Raw genomic sequence first — 18836 nt, 5'->3', positions numbered from 1 at the left:
TAGGTTGGAGGTGGAAGTGCAGTAATGCATGGAGCTGACCAATACTAATCGGTCGAGGGCTTATCCTATACTTAAAACGCAAATTCAATTCGGATTCAGTTTTCAGGCATCAAGCCTGAGCATTTACGCTGTAAATGCCCGTTTGGTGGCGATAGCGGAGGGGTTCCACGCGTACCCATCCCGAACACGACCGTTAAGCCCTCCAGCGCCGATGGTACTTGGACCGAAGGGTCCTGGGAGAGTAGGACGTTGCCAAGCACAATTAGACCACTGTTGAGTAATCGACAGTGGCTTTTTTGCGTTTATTATAGGCTGTGGAAAACTTGTGGATAAACATTTGGATTTGCAGAAGAGTTACGCACATGTGGATAGATGATTGAAAGAGAAATAATCCCTAAATAGTGTGGATTAAATACATATTTATATGGATCTGTCAACAGAAAACCTAAGTAGTACACGGGTTGCTGTGGATATAACCGGGATTATGTGGATAGAGCTATTGATAAGTGGATAACTATTTTAACTTGGATGTGACAAGATTTCAAGACTATTTTTAAAACTGCATAGAGCTGTGGATAACTAAAAATAAAGTTATAAATAATGCAATAGATTAGCGCACAATTGACGCTCTTGTTATACTTATCCTAAAAGTAATTTTATAAAGGATGAGGTGAGTTTGTGGTAATAAGACAGTTACGTTCAGAAGAATTCGATGCAAGCATGAACTTGTCAGAATATGCTTTTCAGTACAAGCTTCCTAGTGAAAAAAGGGCAAGTGCTAAGGAAAGATTCAAGGCTGAACAGGTATGGGGTGCTTTTGAGGACGGAACATTGGAAGCTAAATTGACGATTATTCCTTTCCAAGTCTACATACAGGGCAGAGTGGTACCTATGGGTGGTATAGCAGGAGTGGCTACATGGCCAGAGAATCGCAGACAAGGACATGTGGCAAATCTTTTGTCTCATGCGCTGCATACGATGAATGAGGCAGGTCAAACGCTCTCTTTTCTACACCCGTTCTTGATTCCGTTTTATCGTAAATTTGGCTGGGAGGTTTATTGTGAATATAAGAAATACTCTATTCCAGTGGCGAAGTTTCCCAAAAAGGTTGAAGTTGAGGGCAAGGTTAAACGGGACATCAAAGATATCGAAGTATTGGATAGCCTATACAATCGATTCGCTGTCAGTTATAACGGGACACTTAAGCGCGATTTGGATTGGTGGGAGAACTCTGTTCTAGATGATGAAGGAAAGAGTGCGGTATTTTACTCCAAGAGTGGTGAACCAGAGGGATATGTGCTGTATAAGGTAGAGAACAGAGAACTGGTCATTGATGAATTTGTTTTTTTGAATGAACAAGCCCGGCAGGGGCTGTGGACATTTCTTGCGAACCATGATTCGATGGTGACCGGTGCATCCCTAAAGCTGGTGCCTTCGGATGACATGTTACCTTTCTTGCTGCCAGATCCACGTATAGGACAAGAGAATTATCCTTATTTTATGGGGCGGATTGTTAATGCCAAGTCATTCATTGAAACTTACACCTTCAGAGGAAACAGTAGTCAAAAGAAGCAGCTTATATATATCGAAGATAAGTATGCACCTTGGAATGATGGGTTATGGGCATGGAATATCTCTAATGAGGGCTCGGCTACTTTGATACGAGTGGAAGGGGAACGGGCGGAAGCAGACTTGAGCTGTGATATAGGCACTTTGACGGCCTTGATGCTTGGATACAAACGACCAACAGAGATGGCTCGTTATGGAAGTGTCTCTGGCCACGCAGCAGCACTGGAATGGTTTGAAGAAATTATTCCACAAGCACAGACAGCTTTATTTGATCATTTTTAAAAATATAACAAAGTATAAGTTTCACGCTATACATTATCCTTATATTTCTCGCATAAACGCTTATCGCCCTAATAAGGATACCGAAGGCGTTTATACTTGACAAAAATTAGGCTCTCCCCTTCGAAAGAAGTTGGGAGAGTTCTTTATTTCCGAATACATTCGCTGAAAAAAGTGAAAAATAAGAGAATCCACTTGGAATTAGCACAGAATATGTTATAATATTAAAAAGTCAAAGAAAGTCAAAGTCAACGAAGCATAATGACAGCGATCCGATCCTCTGAACACGTGGGATTATCCACAAATGTTTAAGTTCAATTAAAGACCATTGTCATTATGAATGCAAGTTGCAATCGGTATTATAAAGATTTAAGCACTGGAGGATGAGTGATGCGCAATATCTCTGATATTATCGAACAATATCTGAAGAATATTTTGCATGAAAGTCCCGAAGGTACGGTGGAAATCCAGCGAAATGACCTGGCGGACCAGTTCTCATGCGTACCGTCACAGATCAATTATGTCATCAGTACACGCTTTACTCTGGAAAAAGGTTATGTGGTGGAAAGTAAGCGTGGTGGCGGGGGATATATTCGTATTCAACGTTTTGAATTACCACCTAACGTGGCACTGCATGCCCATTTAAACCATACTATAGGTGGCGGGATTGATCAGAACGCTGCTGAAGGGCTGATTTATCAGCTGGAGGAAGCTGGTTTTCTAAGTAAGCGTGAAGCGTGCCTTATGCGCGCTGCTGTTTCTCGGGAATGCCTAACGGTTAAGATTCCATACCGGGATGAGATTCGTGCCAAGATTATGAAGGCGATGTTAATCTCTTTGTTAGGCAAATAATTGTCAACCATAAGGGAGGGGCTTTCGCTTATGCAATGCCAGGAATGTGGCGTCAAGCCGGCAACACTCCACTTCACTAAGATCGTGAATGGAGAGAAGACGGAGTTTCATATCTGCGAGAGCTGTGCACGGGAGAAGGGTGAACTCATTCCCGGAACGGCTGGAGGATTCTCTATCCACAGTCTGCTCTCAGGTCTGCTTGATCTTGAAGGTGCCGGCAAGGAGAAGTCGGCTGCAACGAAGACTACGCAGAGTCTGCAATGTGAGAATTGTGGGATGACGTACTCCCAGTTTAGCAAATTAGGCCGTTTTGGCTGTAGCTCCTGTTATGAATATTTTAACAGTGCACTGGACCCGCTTTTTAAGCGAGTGCATGGCAGTACTTCACATGTAGGTAAGATTCCGAAACGTGCAGGAGCTCAGATTGTGTTTAGACGCCAAATTGATGAACTCAAGCAGGAATTACAGCAAAGTATTACACAAGAAGAATTCGAGAAAGCAGCGGAGCTGCGAGATCAGATTCGTAAACTTGAAAAAGAAATAGCACAAGAGTAAAGTCTTTGATATATAGGGGGGATATGACATGTCAAGTCTCCGATTTACTGAACAAGCGCTTAGTGATTGGATGCGTTCTGGAGGTAGTCACTCCGAGATTGTAATTAGCAGTCGTATGCGTATTGCCCGTAATCTAGAGCATCTTCCGTTCCCAATGCTGGCTTCCTTAGAGCAATCGGAAGAAGTATTAGAGCTACTGGCTCCTGTGTTTCATGAGGAAGCAGCTGCAGATTTCGGATCTTTTCAACTCCTAAAGCTTGATGAAGTGAATGAACTGGACAAAAAGGTATTGGTTGAGAAGCATCTAATCAGTCCTAACTTGGCTAATGATTCGCGCAGTGCGGCCGTCTTATTAAATGAAGATGAGTCGGTCAGCATCATGATTAACGAAGAGGACCATCTGCGAATCCAATGTCTGTTTCCTGGTCTTCAGGTTAGAGAAGCATGGGAACGTGCGACGGCGATCGATGATATATTCGAGGCAGCTGTCAATTACGCTTTTGATGATAAAAGAGGATATTTGACTAGTTGTCCCACCAATGTTGGTACTGGGCTTCGTGCCTCGGTAATGCTGCATCTACCAGCGCTTGTAATGACTCATCAGATCAATCGCATATTGTCTGCAGTGAACCAAGTGGGATTGACTGTAAGAGGAATTTACGGTGAGGGTAGCGAAGCAGTAGGGAACATCTTTCAAATTTCTAATCAGATCACTCTCGGTCAAACGGAAAGTGAAATTATAGAGAACCTTCACAGTGTAGTTACCCAGATTATTGAGCATGAGCGAAATGCACGTGAACGGTTGCTTGTTGATTCCGCCCTGAGAATAACAGACCGAGTGAAGCGTTCTTACGGAATTTTATGTTATGCAGCTCTTATGGAGCTTAAAGAATCTGCTCAACGCCTGTCTGATGTGAGACTTGGGGTTGACCTTGGCATTCTGGAAGGTCTTTCGATTTCCGTGCTTAATGAACTTAACGTTAAGACGCAGCCAGGATTTCTGCAAAAGATGTTCGGCGATGAGCTGAACGCTACTGAACGAGATATGTATCGGGCAAAACTGCTCCGAGAGACACTGGGAACACAACATTAATATAGATATTTATTATTCATGGAGGTGCAGGAGATATGATGTTTGGAAGATTTACGGAACGCGCACAAAAAGTGCTAGCGCTGGCGCAGGAAGAAGCTGTTCGTTTAGGACACAACAATATTGGTACAGAACATATTTTGCTCGGACTTATTCGTGAAGGAGACGGCATTGCTGCTAAGGCATTAATAGCTTTAGGGCTAGGTCTTGAAAAAATCCAGGACGAAGTGGAGACACTGATTGGCAGAGGTCAAGAACAGCCTACGAACATTGCTTATACTCCTCGCGCTAAAAAAGTGATTGAGCTGTCGATGGACGAAGCCCGCAAATTGGGTCATACGTATGTTGGCACTGAGCATATTTTGCTTGGACTTATCCGTGAAGGAGAAGGTGTCGCGGCTCGTGTGCTTAATAACCTCGGCATCAGCTTGAACAAAGCTCGTCAACAAGTTCTTCAGCTCCTGGGAAGCAGCGAGGCTGCCTCTAGTCATAGCGGGACTCCGGCTAACGTCAGCACACCGACCCTAGATGGTCTTGCGCGCGATTTGACCGCTTATGCTAAGGAAGGCAATCTAGACCCAGTTATCGGCCGTAGTAAGGAAATTGAACGTGTTATTCAGGTACTGAGTCGCCGGACTAAGAATAACCCGGTACTGATCGGTGAACCTGGTGTTGGTAAAACAGCTATCGCTGAAGGACTTGCACAAAAGATTATCAATAATGAAATCCCAGAAACACTTCGCGACAAACGTGTCATGACGCTCGACATGGGCTCAGTAGTGGCAGGAACAAAATATCGCGGTGAGTTTGAAGACCGCCTCAAGAAAATTATGGATGAGATTCGCCAAGCAGGTAATATCGTGCTCTTTATCGATGAGCTTCATACACTGATCGGTGCTGGTGGCGCGGAAGGTGCGATTGACGCATCTAACATTCTGAAACCGGCGTTAGCCCGTGGAGAACTTCAGTGCATTGGTGCGACTACGCTTGACGAATATCGTAAATATATTGAAAAAGATGCAGCATTGGAGCGTCGTTTCCAACCGATTACGGTGGATCAGCCTTCTCCAGAGGAAGCGGTCCAAATTCTTTTCGGACTTCGCGATCGTTATGAAGCGCATCACCGTGTGAAGATTACAGATGAAGCTATTGTGGAAGCAGTGAAGTTGTCCGACCGTTACATCCCGGACCGTTTCCTGCCAGATAAAGCGATTGACCTTATCGATGAAGCAGGATCTAAAGTAAGGCTTCACTCTTACACCATCCCGCCAAATCTGAAGGAACTTGAAATGCGCTTGGATGATATCCGCAAGGAGAAAGATTCCGCAGTGCAGAGTCAAGAGTTTGAAAAAGCGGCGGCCTTGCGTGATACAGAGCAAAAAATCCGTGAAGAGCTTGATACGACAAAGAATCAATGGAAAGAAAAACAGGGTCGCACGGATTCAGAGGTTACACCTGAAGACATCGCACAGGTTGTAGCTAGCTGGACGGGTATACCTGTAAGCAAGCTGAAGGAAGAGGAGACCGACCGTCTACTTAACATGGAGGCTTTACTGCATGAACGAGTGATCGGTCAGGACGAAGCTGTTAAGGCAGTTAGCCGGGCACTACGCCGTGCGCGTGCGGGTCTTAAAGATCCGAAACGTCCAATGGGTTCCTTTATCTTCCTCGGTCCTACAGGTGTAGGTAAAACTGAGTTGGCTCGTGCATTGGCTGAAGCCATGTTCGGCGATGAGAATGCGGTCATCCGTATTGATATGTCGGAATACATGGAGAAACACTCCACGTCCCGCTTAGTCGGAGCCCCTCCTGGATATGTTGGCTATGAAGAAGGCGGCCAATTAACCGAGAAGGTACGCCGTAAACCTTATTCTGTAGTGCTGCTTGATGAAATTGAAAAAGCGCACCCAGAAGTATTCAATATTCTGCTGCAAGTTCTTGAAGACGGTCGTTTGACTGACTCTAAAGGGCGGGTAGTCGATTTCCGTAATACATTAATTATTCTGACTTCTAACGTAGGCGCACAAGCGATCAAGAAGAATTCGACACTTGGATTCACAGCTGTGCAAGATGCTGGAGCAGAATACGGTAATATGAAGGGCAAGGTTATGGAAGAGCTTAAGAAGAGCTTCCGTCCTGAGTTCTTGAACCGGATTGACGAAATCATCGTCTTCCATTCCCTCGATGAGAAGCATATTGCTGAAATCGTTACGTTGATGTCTGATGAGCTGCGCAAGCGGCTGCGTGAATATGATGTTGATTTCGTACTCACGGATGCGGCGAAGGCTTTCCTGGCTAAGGAAGGCTACGACCCAGCCTTTGGTGCACGTCCATTGCGTCGTGCGATTCAGAAGCATATTGAAGACCGTCTTTCCGAGGAATTGTTGAGAGGAAATATCCAAAAGGGTGATTCGCTCAACATTGATGAAGTTGGCGGAGAACTTGTAGTGAACAAAGTGGATGCTCCTGTAGCGCCATTGCTTGAAAAAGAAGTAGAATCCGAATAAAAAAACGGAATAAAAAAAGCTTCCGCTCCTCAGTTTATAGAGGGGTGGAAGCTTTTTTAATATAAATTTATCACTTAAAAATATACATTTAGTACAAATTCCGAATGACCTTTCGTTAAAGGGGCAGAAATGGTAAACTTTCATTAGAAGAAAATATCCGCAATTTAAAAGTTCGGACCGTAAGGAGAACAAATGGCTAAACCAAAAACTAAATTTTTTTGCACCGATTGTGGATACGAATCGCCAAAATGGTTCGGAAAATGTCCCGGGTGCCAAGCTTGGAACTCCATGGTGGAGGAAACGGAAAGCGTAGTCAAAACACAGGGAATGAATGCCCCTATTTTTCATAGTAAAGAAAAGGCACAATCGATCATAAGTATAGAAAGTGACAAGGAACCGCGCATACTGACAGGTATAGGTGAGCTTAACCGTGTTCTCGGTGGGGGGATCGTACCAGGATCGCTGGTACTAGTAGGGGGAGACCCAGGAATCGGTAAATCTACGCTCTTATTACAGACGTCGCATGCTCTGACAACTCAGGGATTGCGAGTGCTGTATATTTCGGGCGAAGAATCGGTAAGGCAAACTAAACTACGTGCGGATCGCCTCGGTGCGTTGTCAGCTGAGCTATATGTACTATGTGAGACGAATATGGAAAGCATAGAAGAAGCGATTGAACAAATTCAGCCGCAATTTCTTGTTATCGATTCGATTCAGACTGTATTTATGCCAGAAGTAACTAGTGCGCCAGGCAGTGTGACCCAGGTTCGGGAATGTACGACAAGATTTATGCGTATCGCTAAGATTCGGGGAATTGCTACAGTTCTCGTTGGGCATGTCACCAAGGAAGGCGCTATTGCAGGCCCACGGATGCTTGAACATATGGTGGATTGTGTGCTGTATTTTGAGGGAGAGCGGCATCATACGTATAGACTCCTGCGGGCTGTAAAGAACCGCTTTGGTTCAACGAATGAAATCGGCATTTTCGAAATGGGTGAAGTGGGTCTAACAGAAGTAGAAAATCCATCGGAGCTCTTCTTATCGGAGCGTCCACTCGGCGTAGCCGGATCTACAGTCGTGGCTAGTATGGAAGGGACTAGACCGGTGCTTGTTGAGCTTCAGGCTCTTATCGCTGCCACTCATTTCCCCTCCCCACGCCGGGTGTGCACAGGTATGGATCACCAGCGGATGGCACTCATTATCGCTGTACTTGAGAAGCGGATGGGCATGTTCCTGCAAAATCAGGATGCATACCTTAATGTTGCTGGAGGCGTGAAGCTGGATGAACCGGCGATTGATTTAGCAGTAGCTGTTAGTATCGCTTCCAGCTTTCGTGATATTTCAACAAAACCTTACGATGTTTTCTTCGGTGAAGTAGGACTTACAGGTGAAGTAAGAGGTGTTTCACGCGCGGAAATGCGTGTGAAGGAGGCCGCGAAGCTAGGCTTCCGGCGGGTGATCATGCCAGAGAAAAGTTTGAAGGGCTGGAAGCACCCGCAAGATATCCAGATTATTGGCGTCAGTACCGTAGCAGATGCACTATCGGTCGCGTTAGATTAGGGGGCACAGGGATTATGAAAGAATATAACCAATTAGAGAATATGAATGATCTGCTCAGACTGGCGGCACCGGGGACACCCTTTCGGGAAGGTCTTGAGAATGTGCTGCGCGCTAAGACGGGAGCACTAATCGTCGTTGGGTATAGTCCTGAGGTGATGGAGGTAGTGGATGGAGGATTCTCCATTAACTGCGATTTTTCGCCCAATTATTTATATGAGCTCGCCAAAATGGACGGTGCCATTATTCTTAGTGAGGATTTGAAACGAATTTTGTATGCAAATACACAGCTAATTCCGGATTCGTCCATCTCTTCAATCGAGACAGGCATTCGTCACCGGACCGCCGAGCGCGTAGCGAAGCAAACAGGTAAACTGGTTGTTTCTATTTCACAGCGCCGCAATATTATTACCCTGTATCAAGGTTCCATTCGGTATGCGTTAAAAGAAATCGGAGCTATTTTGGCTAAAGCTAATCAAGCGATTCAGACCCTCGAAAAGTACAAAGCGGTTCTTACACAAGGACTGACGAATTTGTCTGCTTCGGAGTATGAGGGAATCGTCACCGTAGCTGAAGTGGTCGGAGTGATTCAGCGGGTAGAGATGGTTCTACGCATAAAAATGGAGATCAAACGATATATAAATGAACTAGGCAATGAAGGACGCTTAATCAGCATGCAGATGGAAGAACTGGTTGGAAATACTGAGGAAGAAGCATGGCTCCTATACAGAGACTATGCTAAGGAAGAGCAAGAAGATAAAATTCGTGAAATTATTGCCGGTCTCAAACGTATTAGTGATGATGACCTAATGGATGACAACCATATTGCTCGATTGCTGGGCTACTCTTCTACGGCAATTTCTTCCGAAGAGGTGGTTACTCCGCGTGGATATCGTCTGCTCAACAAGATTCCGCGGCTTCCAAATGTGATCATTCATAATCTGGTGGAGCGGTTTGAAATGCTGCCTAATTTGATGTCTGCAAGCATAGCTGAACTGGATGAAGTGGACGGAATTGGGGAGGTGCGGGCTCGTAATATTCAGGATGGGCTCAAACGTTTACAGAAGCAAGTTCTTATTGACAGGCAAATGTAAATAACATACAATCACGTAATATTGGAGCTGTTTAAGGCCAATGTGAGAAAATTGAGGTGAAGAAATGATACAAAAATCAATTCCGAGTCTTTTTACCATAGGTAACTTGATGCTCGGAATGTTTGGTATCATGATGGCGTTTGACGGTAAAGTTAGCATGGCCGCTATCATGGTTATTATTGCTATGCTGTTAGACGGATTGGATGGCCGAGTTGCTCGTGCACTTAAATGTGAGAGTGAATTTGGTAAGGAACTGGACTCTTTGTCTGATGTCGTTTCTTTTGGAGTAGCACCGGCTGTTATTATGTACGTCTCAAGCCTGCATGATTTAAATTCTGCATTAGCCTGGACAGTAACTGCAATTTTCCCGGTGTTTGGTGCATTGCGCCTAGCTCGCTTTAATGTTCATCCAGGGGTTCCTGGTTATTTCATCGGATTGCCAATTCCTGCTGCTGGTGGTGTACTTGCCACATTAGCTCTTTTTAATAAAGATGTTTCTGCTCCATTTATGATCGTGGCTACATTGCTCTTATCATACTTGATGGTCAGCACTGTTAAATATCCTAATTTTAAGAAGGTTGGATTACCTAAAAAAGTGGTTGTCGGAGCGCCAGTAGTCATTGTTGTTGCCGTGGCTGTTGCTGTTGTGTTCCCTGAACAAATTGCTAAGCTAATCTTCGTCTTACTTGGGATTTACGCGTTATATGGTTTTAAACAAAACATCGATCGATTGACAGCCAGACGCCGTCACCGTCGTAGAAGACGTTCTGAAGATAAAGTGTATCACTCGAAGAACGGTTAAAGCAGTCTTGTAGTAAGGTTGAACTAATATAATTATAGCTAGAGGCTTTGTCGTCCTTAGGGGATGGCAAAGCCTTTTTGCAATTCCAGCGCTACCCCAAGTTTATCGTCTTGAAAATTGGAACATACTGGTGAGGTATAGATCATTCAAGGATGAATAAAAAGGAGGTGCGTTAGGTTATGTGGAAAAAAGTGATATTGTCTTTTGCTTTAATATGTGGTGCTTGGTCTGGTTTTTCGCTATACCATGCGCTTGAAAGAGGATTCCCCAAGGGGATGGAAAAGCTGAGTGAAAGTTTACCTGTAGAGGGAAGCATTTTATTTACGGTGCTGGGTGCCATTATTTTTTTGTTTGCGGGGTCTTTATGCGCGGAATGGGGAGGTTCAAAACTGCGGGAGGCGGTTCTGTACTGTTCGCGTATACCAATGAATGAATTGGCTGCAGGTGCAGCTGGGCTTACAGGAGGGCTTTTGCTATCTCTTCTGTTATATCCTGCTATGATTTGGCTTGGAAAAGCTGGGCAGTTGCTGCAGGTACCCGTTACGTTAGCTTTTGGATATATGGGGCTGCGGATCGGTCTGGAGAAAAAAGAGGAACTAGCTGCACTTTGGACAACTGGACGCTGGGGGCAAGCGGCTGAACCGGAAGGTCGTGGCCTGGAGGAGCATAAAATCCTCGATACGAGCGTTATTATTGATGGTCGGATCGCCGACATTTGCAAAACTGGATTTATTGAGGGAACGATTGTCATACCGGAATTCGTACTTGAGGAGCTCCAGCATATCGCAGATTCTTCCGATCTACTGAAACGTAATCGCGGACGGCGGGGACTTGATATTCTCAATAAAATCCAAAAAGAGCTCGATGTGAAGGTATTAATCTACGAGGGAGATTTTGAAGAAATCTCTGAGGTGGATAGTAAGCTGGTAAAGTTAGCGAAGGTACTGCGAGGTAAAGTAGTTACCAATGACTTTAACTTGAATAAGGTTTGCGAATTACAAGGAGTCTCAGTCCTGAATATTAATGATCTTGCGAATGCCGTGAAGCCCGTAGTGTTGCCTGGTGAGGAAATCGTAGTTCAGGTCATTAAGGATGGCAAAGAGCATGGACAAGGCGTAGCCTATTTAGACGATGGAACAATGATCGTTGTGGAAGGCGGACGGGAATATATCGGAACTACGATGGAGGTTCTCGTCACGAGTGTGCTTCAAACCTCAGCTGGACGGATGATATTTGCGAAGCCAAAGCTCTTGGAAAAAGCACAATAAGCGTAGATAAAGTACACGGCAAATGTCCTATGGGTTGGAAATGCCCGCCAAACACGTTATGATGGGAATATACGTGAAAGACAGGAGCCTGAGTAATGTCAAACAGTGTGGGCGTCGTCATTGTGGCGGCAGGCAGAGGAACGCGAATGGGGACTGTAGAGAGCAAGCAATATCTGTTACTGCAGGGGAAACCAATCATCGTTCATACGCTGGAAGTATTTCAGCAGCACGAATTGATTTCTGAAATCGTGCTCGTAACCGGTAAGGAAGATATTGAGCGCTGCCGGGAATGGATACAGCTCTATAAGCTGGACAAGGTTAAGGCTATAGTGCCTGGAGGATCTGAGCGTCAGCATTCCGTACATAAAGGATTGTTGAAACTTACGACACAGTGGGTAATGGTACATGATGGTGTTCGTCCGTTTGTGCAGCCGAATGAAATTGAGGCATGTTATGAGCGAGCGAAGCAGATCGGTGCTTCAGTTCTTGCTGTACCAGTCAAAGATACGATCAAACAGGTAGATAACGAAGGCAAAGTACTGTCTACGCCGGATCGGCGAAGTCTGTGGGCGATTCAAACCCCGCAGACTTTTCGTCTTTCTGAATTACTGGATGCCTATGCGGCCGCGGAGCGGGATGGATTTTTAGGTACTGATGATTCCAGCTTGGCAGAGCGTGCTGGTATTCCGGTTTCTGTGGTAGAGGGAAGCTACAGAAATATCAAGATTACGACGCCAGATGATTTGGATTTTGCGGAATTCACAGAAAGAAACAGGGGAGAGGGACAATCATGATCGCTGTAGGACAAGGATTTGATGTACATCAACTGGTTGAGGGAAGGCCTTGTATTATTGGAGGCGTTACGATTCCTTATGAAAAAGGATTAATAGGACATTCCGATGCCGATGTGCTGCTGCACGCAGTAAGTGACGCGATTCTAGGCGCACTAGGACTTGGTGATATTGGCAGACATTTTCCGGACACAGATCCAGCGTTTAAGGACGCGGATAGCTTGAAATTATTAGAACAAGTGTGGGCACTTGCTAGCGAGCGAGGTTATAAGCTTGGAAATATCGATTCAACGATTATTGCCCAAAAACCAAAGATGGCGCCATACATTCCACAAATGACGGAGATTATCGCTCGTGCGCTTCACGCGGACCCGTCCAAGGTGAACGTTAAAGCTACGACTACTGAACAGCTTGGTTTTGCCGGTCGTGGTGAAGGAATTGCCGCACAATCTATTGTCTGTCTACTCCAAGATGTGATATCATCTTGAGATGGTCTAAGTAGCAAATCTAAGTTTTAACCATATGAAGCGGAGGGAATATAATGACGGATCAAGTCCGGGTGCGTTACGCACCGAGCCCTACGGGACATTTACATATAGGTAACGCCAGAACGGCGCTGTTTAACTATCTGTTCGCCCGTAATAAAGGCGGTAAATTCATTATCAGAATTGAAGATACAGACGTGAAGCGCAATGTCGCAGGCGGCGAAGAGAGCCAGCTTAAGTATTTGAAATGGCTAGGCATGGATTGGGATGAGAGTGTTGATGTTGGCGGAGAGTACGGACCTTACCGCCAGACTGAACGTCTTGACCTATATCGTGTATATTGGCAGGATTTGCTGGACAAAGGTTTGGCTTACCGCTGCTACTGCACAGAGGAAGAACTGGAAGCAGAACGTGAAGAACAGACTGCACGTGGAGAAACCCCTCGTTATTCCGGCAAACACCGTGATTTGACGGAAGAACAACGCCTTGCCTTTGAAGCTGAGGGACGAGTAGCTAGCATTCGCTTCCGTGTACCAGAAGATCGTACGTACACGTTCGATGATATCGTAAAAGGTACTATTTCTTTTGATACGAAAGAAATGGGTGATTTTGTTATCGTGAAGAAGGACGGAATTCCGACCTATAACTTTGCGGTAGCTGTTGATGATTATTTGATGGCTATCACCCATGTACTACGTGGGGAAGATCATATTTCCAACACACCACGTCAGCTTATGATCTATGAGGCTCTTGGTTGGAACCCCCCAATATTTGGTCATATGACACTGATTGTCGGTGACAACCATAAGAAGCTTAGCAAGCGGGATCAATCTGTAATTACATTTATTGAGCAATATGATGAATTGGGTTACTTGCCTGAGGCATTGGTTAACTTCATTTCTCTACTGGGCTGGTCGCCAGAGGGAGAAGAGGAGATCTTCAGTAAAGAAGAACTTATTTCTATTTTTGATGCGGACCGTTTGTCCAAAAGTCCGGCTGTATTCGATAAGCACAAGCTGGCGCATCTAAATAATCACTATATTAAGCATGCTGATCCTAAACGGATCTCGGCATTAGCGATTCCACATCTGCAAAAAGCGGGGAAAATACCGGCTGAGCTGAATGATGAGCAGCAGGCATGGGCAGAAAGCCTTGTAGCACTGTATCAAGAGCAGATGAACTCTGCCTCCGATATCGTAGAGCTATCTGAACTATTCTTCCGCAGCCATCTGGAGTTAGAAACAGAAGCGGCGCAGGTTCTGGCGGAAAGCCAAGTGCCTGAAGTCTTGTCTGCTTTCCTAGCTAAGGTTGAAGCTTGTCAGGATTTCAGTGCTAGTAATATGGCTGTACTGATCAAGGAAGTGCAGAAAGAAACAGGGCACAAAGGCAAAGCGCTCTTTATGCCGATACGTGTGGCTTTGACCGGACAAACGCACGGACGTGATCTTAATATAACGATTGCTTTGCTCGGCCAAAACCGTGTCATCGAACGTTTGAAATCACAAATTAAAGGAGCTTAAGATAGTATTACTTATCATTAAGCCTCTTGTCAGTCCCTTATCTTTTACGCTAAGATAGAACCATATGATAATAGCTGTGATCAGGAGAAGTACGTCCATAAAGGCAATTGCCAGAGAGAATAACCGAGAAAGGGATACCCTTTCGGGCTGGGAGTTATTCATTTGTCCGGGGCAGAACATGCGCCTGTGAGCTGCACGGTTGAACGATCCTAAAGGCTCGTTAGATCGCGCCGGGTACATCGCCGTTAATGATGCCAAGTGGAACGAAGGAACTCTGCCGATGGTAACAACAGCAGTCTGTTTGATTCGTTCAAGCAGAGTGGAACCGCGGTTAAACGTCTCTGCAGCTTTATGCTGCAGGGGCTTTTTTTGTTTCAGGGTATCTTTTCTAATATAACAAACCAAGCAAACACCCTCAGCATATGTATGATAAGAATGATGGATTGGAGACAATACCTTCCTTGTGTACCTGTAAACAGGAGATGGGGGAGTCAAGAAGAGAGGAACCGTGATGTTTAAGCATATTAAGTCGGACATTCGGGCGGTATTTGATAACGATCCCGCTGCCCGCAGCTGGTTCGAGGTTGTCTTCACATATGCAGGGTTGCACGCCATTTGGGGTCACCGGATTGCCCATTCTTTTTTCAAACGCCGCTGGTATACAATGGCCCGTATGGTCTCACAGTTTAGTAGATTTATGACCGGTGTTGAAATCCATCCCGGAGCTGTCATCGGAAATAGGCTATTTATCGACCATGGTATGGGGATTGTTATTGGGGAAACCTGTGAAATCGGTGATGATGTTATTATCTATCAAGGTGTTACACTTGGGGGGACAGGGAAAGAAAAAGGTAAGCGCCATCCCACAGTTGGCAACAATGTAGTTATTGGTTCTGGTGCGAAGGTATTAGGATCGTTTCGTATCGGCGACAATTCAAATATAGGTTCGAATGCGGTTGTGCTGCGTGAAGTTCCAAATAACAGTACAGTAGTAGGAAATCCGGGCCGTGTAGTAAAACGTAACGGTGAACGTGTATCCGATCGCTTGGATCATACCAAGATGCCAGACCCGCTTGTAGATTCACTTCGCTTTCTGCAAAAAGAGATCGAAGAGATCAGAGAGAAGCTTGGCGAAGAAGATAAGCAAAAGACCGCGCAGCGGCTAGTCGAAACTCAGCAGTACATTGGTGATTACGAAATTTAAGCATATCCGGTACTTAAGGAATCGGGACAACAGAAAGGGTTGGAATAGGATGGCTTTACAAATTTACAACACAATGACACGCAGCAAGGAGCAGTTTGTGCCCCAAGAGTCGGGAAAAGTGAAAATGTATGTATGTGGTCCAACCGTTTATGGATATATGCATATCGGAAATGCTAGACCTATTATTGTCTTTGATATGGTCCGGAATTATTTGGAGCAACTCGGCAATGAGGTACGGTATGTTACGAACTTCACAGATGTAGATGATAAACTGATACGCAAAGCAGAAGAAATGAACACTTCAGTAGCAGAGGTTGCTGAGATTTTTATTAATGCTTATCGTGAGGATCTTGAAGGGCTTGGAGTAAAACCGGCAACATTGAATCCGCGGGTAACAGAAAGCATGGAGCTGATCATTGAATTCATTAAAGAGCTCGAGGAAAAAGGGTATGCCTACGAGAGTGGTGGCGATGTATACTACCGTACTTCCAAATTTGAAGACTATGGTAAGCTGTCCCGTCAGAATCTAGATGAATTACAGTTTGGTATTCGCGTAGAGGTAGACTCACGGAAAGAGAAACCTGAGGACTTTGTGCTGTGGAAAGCAGCAAAACCAGGTGAAGTGTACTGGCAGAGCCCGTGGGGAAATGGACGCCCAGGCTGGCATATTGAATGCTCGGCCATGGCAAGAGAGTTCTTGGGGGATACGATGGACATCCACGGGGGTGGACAAGATTTGCAGTTCCCGCATCATGAATGCGAATGCGCTCAGACAGAAGCTCTGACGGGTAAGCCACTCTCTAATTACTGGATGCATAATGGATTTATCAACATCGGTGATGAAAAAATGTCGAAATCATTGGGTAACGGTTGGCTTGTGAAAGATATCCGTGGGCAATTTAAAGCTGGGACTATTCGTTATTTCATGCTATCGACCCATTATCGTAATCCGTTGAACTTCTCGGTGGATTCAATGACTTCAGCTGAAAAGAGCGTAGAACGTATCTCACTTGCAGAAAGTAACGTTAAGCATCGTCTTGAACTTGCTGCTGAAGGTGCTCAGGGTGAGGTCAGCTTAGAGATTAATGATAAGTTATCTGCTATTGTGGCCAATTTTCATGCTAGAATGCAGGATGACTTTAATACCCCTGATGCGATTACGGCTATGTTTGATTGGGTGAGTCTTGCAAACCATACCCTTGCGAATAGTGAAGCAGCCCCTGCTGATTTTGCTGCGTTGCTGCAAGCTTTTGGGGAAATGAATGCTGTGCTGCGTTTGACACCTGAGCATGAGGAAGAAGAGATCGCGAGTGAAGAAGTTGAACGATTGATCGCGGAGCGGGTTGAAGCGCGTAAAAATAAGAATTGGAGCCGGTCTGATGAGATTCGTGATGAATTAGGTCGCTTGGGCATATTGCTTGAGGATACTCCGCAAGGAATGCGGTGGCGGCGGAAATGAGTGAGGAACGCAAGTTTCAGAACGGGTGGTTTCCTTACGAGCCTTCCAAACCTGCGCGACTCCTCTCGCCAATTGTGCTTGCCTATGTAGGAGATGCCATTTACGAAGTGTCAGTTCGCCAGTATTTAGTATCTCTTCCGAATTTGCGCCCAAACCATTTGCATCGCTCTGCTACAGGACTTGTATCCGCTAAGGCGCAGAGTGCAATTCTTGGATTTTTGGAGCCAAGTCTCACAGAAGAGGAAAAAGATGTCGCCCGTCAGGGGAGAAATGCTAAATCGGGAAGTATTCCTAAGAATGCAGATGTGCTTGAATACCGTCATGCTACTGCTTTTGAGTGTCTGATAGGTTACTTATACTACACAGGTCAACAGGAGAGAATACAAGAAATTGTGAACAGTGGCATACAGTTTATGTTGAAACAGCCGTGAAAAGGCTTTTGCGAAATAGAGAATAGGAGAAGTGAACATGGAAGAAGATTTGAAGACAGAAGAGGAAATATTGGCCGGGAAGCATTCAGTGCTTGAGGCGCTTCGTGCGGGTCGTACATTAAATAAAATATGGATTGCAGAAACGGCTCAGAAGCATCTGACCGCACCAATCGTCGCTGAAGCACGTAAAGCGGGGATTGTCATTCAGCATGTGGACAAGCGTAAGCTGGATCAACTTGCTCCTGGAGTTCAACATCAGGGGGTAGTTGCTCAAGCCGCACCTTTTGCCTATGTCGAGGTAGATGATCTGCTGGCTGCAGCTGAAGCCAAAGGAGAGCCTGCATTCTTGATTTTGCTGGATGAGATCGAAGATCCTCATAATCTGGGGTCCATTCTGCGGACAGCAGATTGTACTGGAGTGCATGGAGTAATCGTACCTAAACGTCGTTCGGCTCAGATTACTGCTACCGTCTCCAAAACATCTGCGGGTGCCGTGGAATATGTTCCGGTTGCGCGGGTCACTAACCTAGGTCAGACCATTGATCGTCTGAAAGAGCAGGGAGTCTGGGTAGTAGGTACGGATGTGGATACAGATCAGAATCTGTTTGGATCCAATATTTTCACAGGACCGGTAGCTGTTGTAATCGGTAATGAGAATAAAGGGATGGGACGCCTGATTCGTGAAAAATGTGATGTATTACTTAAGCTGCCGATGGCCGGAAAGATCAATTCATTAAATGCCTCTGTCGCCGCAGGAGTCATTATGTATGAAGTGGTACGCCTTCGGCAACAGCAGGGATAACTATGGCCGACTGGCGCGATGTGCTGCTTGTGGACGGGTACAATATGATCGGTGGCTGGCCGGAACTAGCGGCACTGTCCCAGATTGGTATGCAGGAAGCACGCGACCGCTTGATGGATTTGCTGGCTGATTACCAGGCTTACTCAGGACGACGAGTTATTGCTGTGTTTGATGCATACCGCGTTCCAGGATTGGGTCGGTCATTTGTCCAGGGCAAAGTCCAGGTGTTTTTCACCAAGGAAAAAGAAACCGCAGATGAATGCATCGAGCGATTGGTTGGAGAATTTAGCAACCGACGTCGGCAGATCTATGTTGCAACAAGTGACTTTGTGGAGCAACATATTATTTTCGCCCAAGGTGCACTGCGGATTTCTGCAAGAGAATTGCACCTAGAAATTGAAGAGAACCAGAAACAAGTGAAAAAAGCTATCGAACCGGGAAGTATCAGTTCTACACGTCATTCTTTGGAAGACAAACTGCCTCCTGATGTGCGGAGTAAACTGGAAAATTGGCGTAGGCAGTGATAAGAGGAAAGATTTAGGTAATATTTTTATTCCATTTTATGCTATTC

The 18836-nt window shown here is 45.4% G+C and carries 17 protein-coding genes and 1 rRNA gene; all 18 read left to right on the top strand.

The genetic code is table 11. The features are described from left to right. The first annotated feature begins 141 nt into the window (after positions 1-141). The 18 genes from rrf to PAENI_RS21230 all read left to right on the top strand — a co-directional run bounded on the left by rrf (position 142) and on the right by PAENI_RS21230 (position 18789). Positions 142-258, top strand: a 5S ribosomal RNA gene (gene rrf, locus PAENI_RS21315). A gap of 420 nt (positions 259-678) precedes the next feature. Next, positions 679-1851, top strand: a complete 1173-nt coding sequence (locus tag PAENI_RS21310; protein ID WP_149646631.1) for a GNAT family N-acetyltransferase — start codon at positions 679-681, stop codon at positions 1849-1851. Positions 1852-2238: 387 nt separating this feature from the next. After that, entirely contained in the window at positions 2239-2700 is a 462-nt protein-coding gene (locus PAENI_RS21305) for a CtsR family transcriptional regulator (protein ID WP_042131251.1), read from the top strand. 30 nt (positions 2701-2730) lie between these two features. Next, entirely contained in the window at positions 2731-3255 is a 525-nt protein-coding gene (gene mcsA, locus PAENI_RS21300) for a protein-arginine kinase activator protein McsA (RefSeq protein ID WP_042192214.1), read from the top strand. A 28-nt stretch (positions 3256-3283) separates the two neighbouring features. Next, the gene (mcsB, locus tag PAENI_RS21295; RefSeq protein ID WP_042131249.1) at positions 3284-4348 is read left to right on the top strand and encodes a protein-arginine kinase McsB; all 1065 of its coding nucleotides are present in this window, start codon (positions 3284-3286) and stop codon (positions 4346-4348) included. A gap of 35 nt (positions 4349-4383) precedes the next feature. Further along, positions 4384-6852 (top strand): ATP-dependent protease ATP-binding subunit ClpC, encoded by a 2469-nt coding sequence (clpC, locus tag PAENI_RS21290; protein WP_042131248.1) that lies wholly within the window; start codon positions 4384-4386, stop codon positions 6850-6852. A gap of 192 nt (positions 6853-7044) precedes the next feature. Then, on the top strand, positions 7045-8412 hold the full coding sequence (gene radA, locus PAENI_RS21285; protein ID WP_042131247.1) for a DNA repair protein RadA: 1368 nt from the start codon (positions 7045-7047) through the stop codon (positions 8410-8412). Positions 8413-8426: 14 nt separating this feature from the next. Beyond that, positions 8427-9503, top strand: coding sequence for a DNA integrity scanning diadenylate cyclase DisA (gene disA / locus PAENI_RS21280; RefSeq protein WP_042131246.1), 1077 nt, complete (start codon positions 8427-8429; stop codon positions 9501-9503). Positions 9504-9567: 64 nt separating this feature from the next. Continuing rightward, entirely contained in the window at positions 9568-10305 is a 738-nt protein-coding gene (gene pssA, locus PAENI_RS21275; protein WP_042192208.1) for a CDP-diacylglycerol--serine O-phosphatidyltransferase, read from the top strand. A gap of 179 nt (positions 10306-10484) precedes the next feature. Continuing rightward, complete coding sequence (locus PAENI_RS21270) at positions 10485-11573, top strand: PIN/TRAM domain-containing protein (RefSeq protein WP_042131244.1); 1089 nt, start codon at positions 10485-10487, stop codon at positions 11571-11573. Positions 11574-11668: 95 nt separating this feature from the next. Beyond that, complete coding sequence (gene ispD / locus PAENI_RS21265; protein WP_042192206.1) at positions 11669-12367, top strand: 2-C-methyl-D-erythritol 4-phosphate cytidylyltransferase; 699 nt, start codon at positions 11669-11671, stop codon at positions 12365-12367. Then, entirely contained in the window at positions 12364-12852 is a 489-nt protein-coding gene (gene ispF / locus PAENI_RS21260) for a 2-C-methyl-D-erythritol 2,4-cyclodiphosphate synthase (RefSeq protein WP_149646630.1), read from the top strand. The genes ispD and ispF overlap by 4 nt, the downstream gene beginning before the upstream one ends. 53 nt (positions 12853-12905) lie before the next feature. Beyond that, positions 12906-14369 (top strand): glutamate--tRNA ligase, encoded by a 1464-nt coding sequence (gene gltX / locus PAENI_RS21255; RefSeq protein WP_042192201.1) that lies wholly within the window; start codon positions 12906-12908, stop codon positions 14367-14369. A 511-nt stretch (positions 14370-14880) separates the two neighbouring features. Next, complete coding sequence (gene cysE / locus PAENI_RS21250; RefSeq protein WP_042192199.1) at positions 14881-15573, top strand: serine O-acetyltransferase; 693 nt, start codon at positions 14881-14883, stop codon at positions 15571-15573. Between the two features lie 49 nt (positions 15574-15622). After that, positions 15623-17032: a cysteine--tRNA ligase gene (gene cysS / locus PAENI_RS21245; RefSeq protein ID WP_076286855.1), complete on the top strand. Its 1410-nt coding sequence runs from the start codon at positions 15623-15625 to the stop codon at positions 17030-17032. Then, positions 17029-17463: a Mini-ribonuclease 3 gene (locus PAENI_RS21240; RefSeq protein WP_042192194.1), complete on the top strand. Its 435-nt coding sequence runs from the start codon at positions 17029-17031 to the stop codon at positions 17461-17463. Before cysS ends, PAENI_RS21240 begins: the two co-directional genes overlap by 4 nt. Positions 17464-17500: 37 nt before the next feature. Beyond that, positions 17501-18265, top strand: coding sequence for a 23S rRNA (guanosine(2251)-2'-O)-methyltransferase RlmB (rlmB, locus tag PAENI_RS21235; RefSeq protein ID WP_042131237.1), 765 nt, complete (start codon positions 17501-17503; stop codon positions 18263-18265). A gap of 2 nt (positions 18266-18267) precedes the next feature. After that, positions 18268-18789, top strand: a complete 522-nt coding sequence (locus PAENI_RS21230) for an NYN domain-containing protein (protein ID WP_076286854.1) — start codon at positions 18268-18270, stop codon at positions 18787-18789. Positions 18790-18836 lie beyond the last annotated feature (47 nt).

Origin of the sequence: Paenibacillus sp. B2(2019) (assembly GCF_008370385.1) — a bacterium.
Classification (GTDB): Bacteria; Bacillota; Bacilli; order Paenibacillales; family Paenibacillaceae; genus Paenibacillus_AQ.
This window is presented reverse-complemented; position numbering and strand designations above follow the sequence as displayed.

Coding starts and splice junctions, on each gene's coding strand:
- cysE (WP_042192199.1), top strand. CDS start 14,881: ATGTTTAAGCATATTAAGTCGGACATTCGGGCGGTATTTGATAACGAT.
- ispF (WP_149646630.1), top strand. CDS start 12,364: ATGATCGCTGTAGGACAAGGATTTGATGTACATCAACTGGTTGAGGGA.
- ispD (WP_042192206.1), top strand. CDS start 11,669: ATGTCAAACAGTGTGGGCGTCGTCATTGTGGCGGCAGGCAGAGGAACG.
- mcsA (WP_042192214.1), top strand. CDS start 2,731: ATGCAATGCCAGGAATGTGGCGTCAAGCCGGCAACACTCCACTTCACT.
- disA (WP_042131246.1), top strand. CDS start 8,427: ATGAAAGAATATAACCAATTAGAGAATATGAATGATCTGCTCAGACTG.
- PAENI_RS21230 (WP_076286854.1), top strand. CDS start 18,268: ATGGCCGACTGGCGCGATGTGCTGCTTGTGGACGGGTACAATATGATC.
- gltX (WP_042192201.1), top strand. CDS start 12,906: ATGACGGATCAAGTCCGGGTGCGTTACGCACCGAGCCCTACGGGACAT.
- rlmB (WP_042131237.1), top strand. CDS start 17,501: ATGGAAGAAGATTTGAAGACAGAAGAGGAAATATTGGCCGGGAAGCAT.
- PAENI_RS21270 (WP_042131244.1), top strand. CDS start 10,485: ATGTGGAAAAAAGTGATATTGTCTTTTGCTTTAATATGTGGTGCTTGG.
- clpC (WP_042131248.1), top strand. CDS start 4,384: ATGATGTTTGGAAGATTTACGGAACGCGCACAAAAAGTGCTAGCGCTG.
- radA (WP_042131247.1), top strand. CDS start 7,045: ATGGCTAAACCAAAAACTAAATTTTTTTGCACCGATTGTGGATACGAA.
- pssA (WP_042192208.1), top strand. CDS start 9,568: ATGATACAAAAATCAATTCCGAGTCTTTTTACCATAGGTAACTTGATG.
- PAENI_RS21240 (WP_042192194.1), top strand. CDS start 17,029: ATGAGTGAGGAACGCAAGTTTCAGAACGGGTGGTTTCCTTACGAGCCT.
- mcsB (WP_042131249.1), top strand. CDS start 3,284: ATGTCAAGTCTCCGATTTACTGAACAAGCGCTTAGTGATTGGATGCGT.
- cysS (WP_076286855.1), top strand. CDS start 15,623: ATGGCTTTACAAATTTACAACACAATGACACGCAGCAAGGAGCAGTTT.
- PAENI_RS21305 (WP_042131251.1), top strand. CDS start 2,239: ATGCGCAATATCTCTGATATTATCGAACAATATCTGAAGAATATTTTG.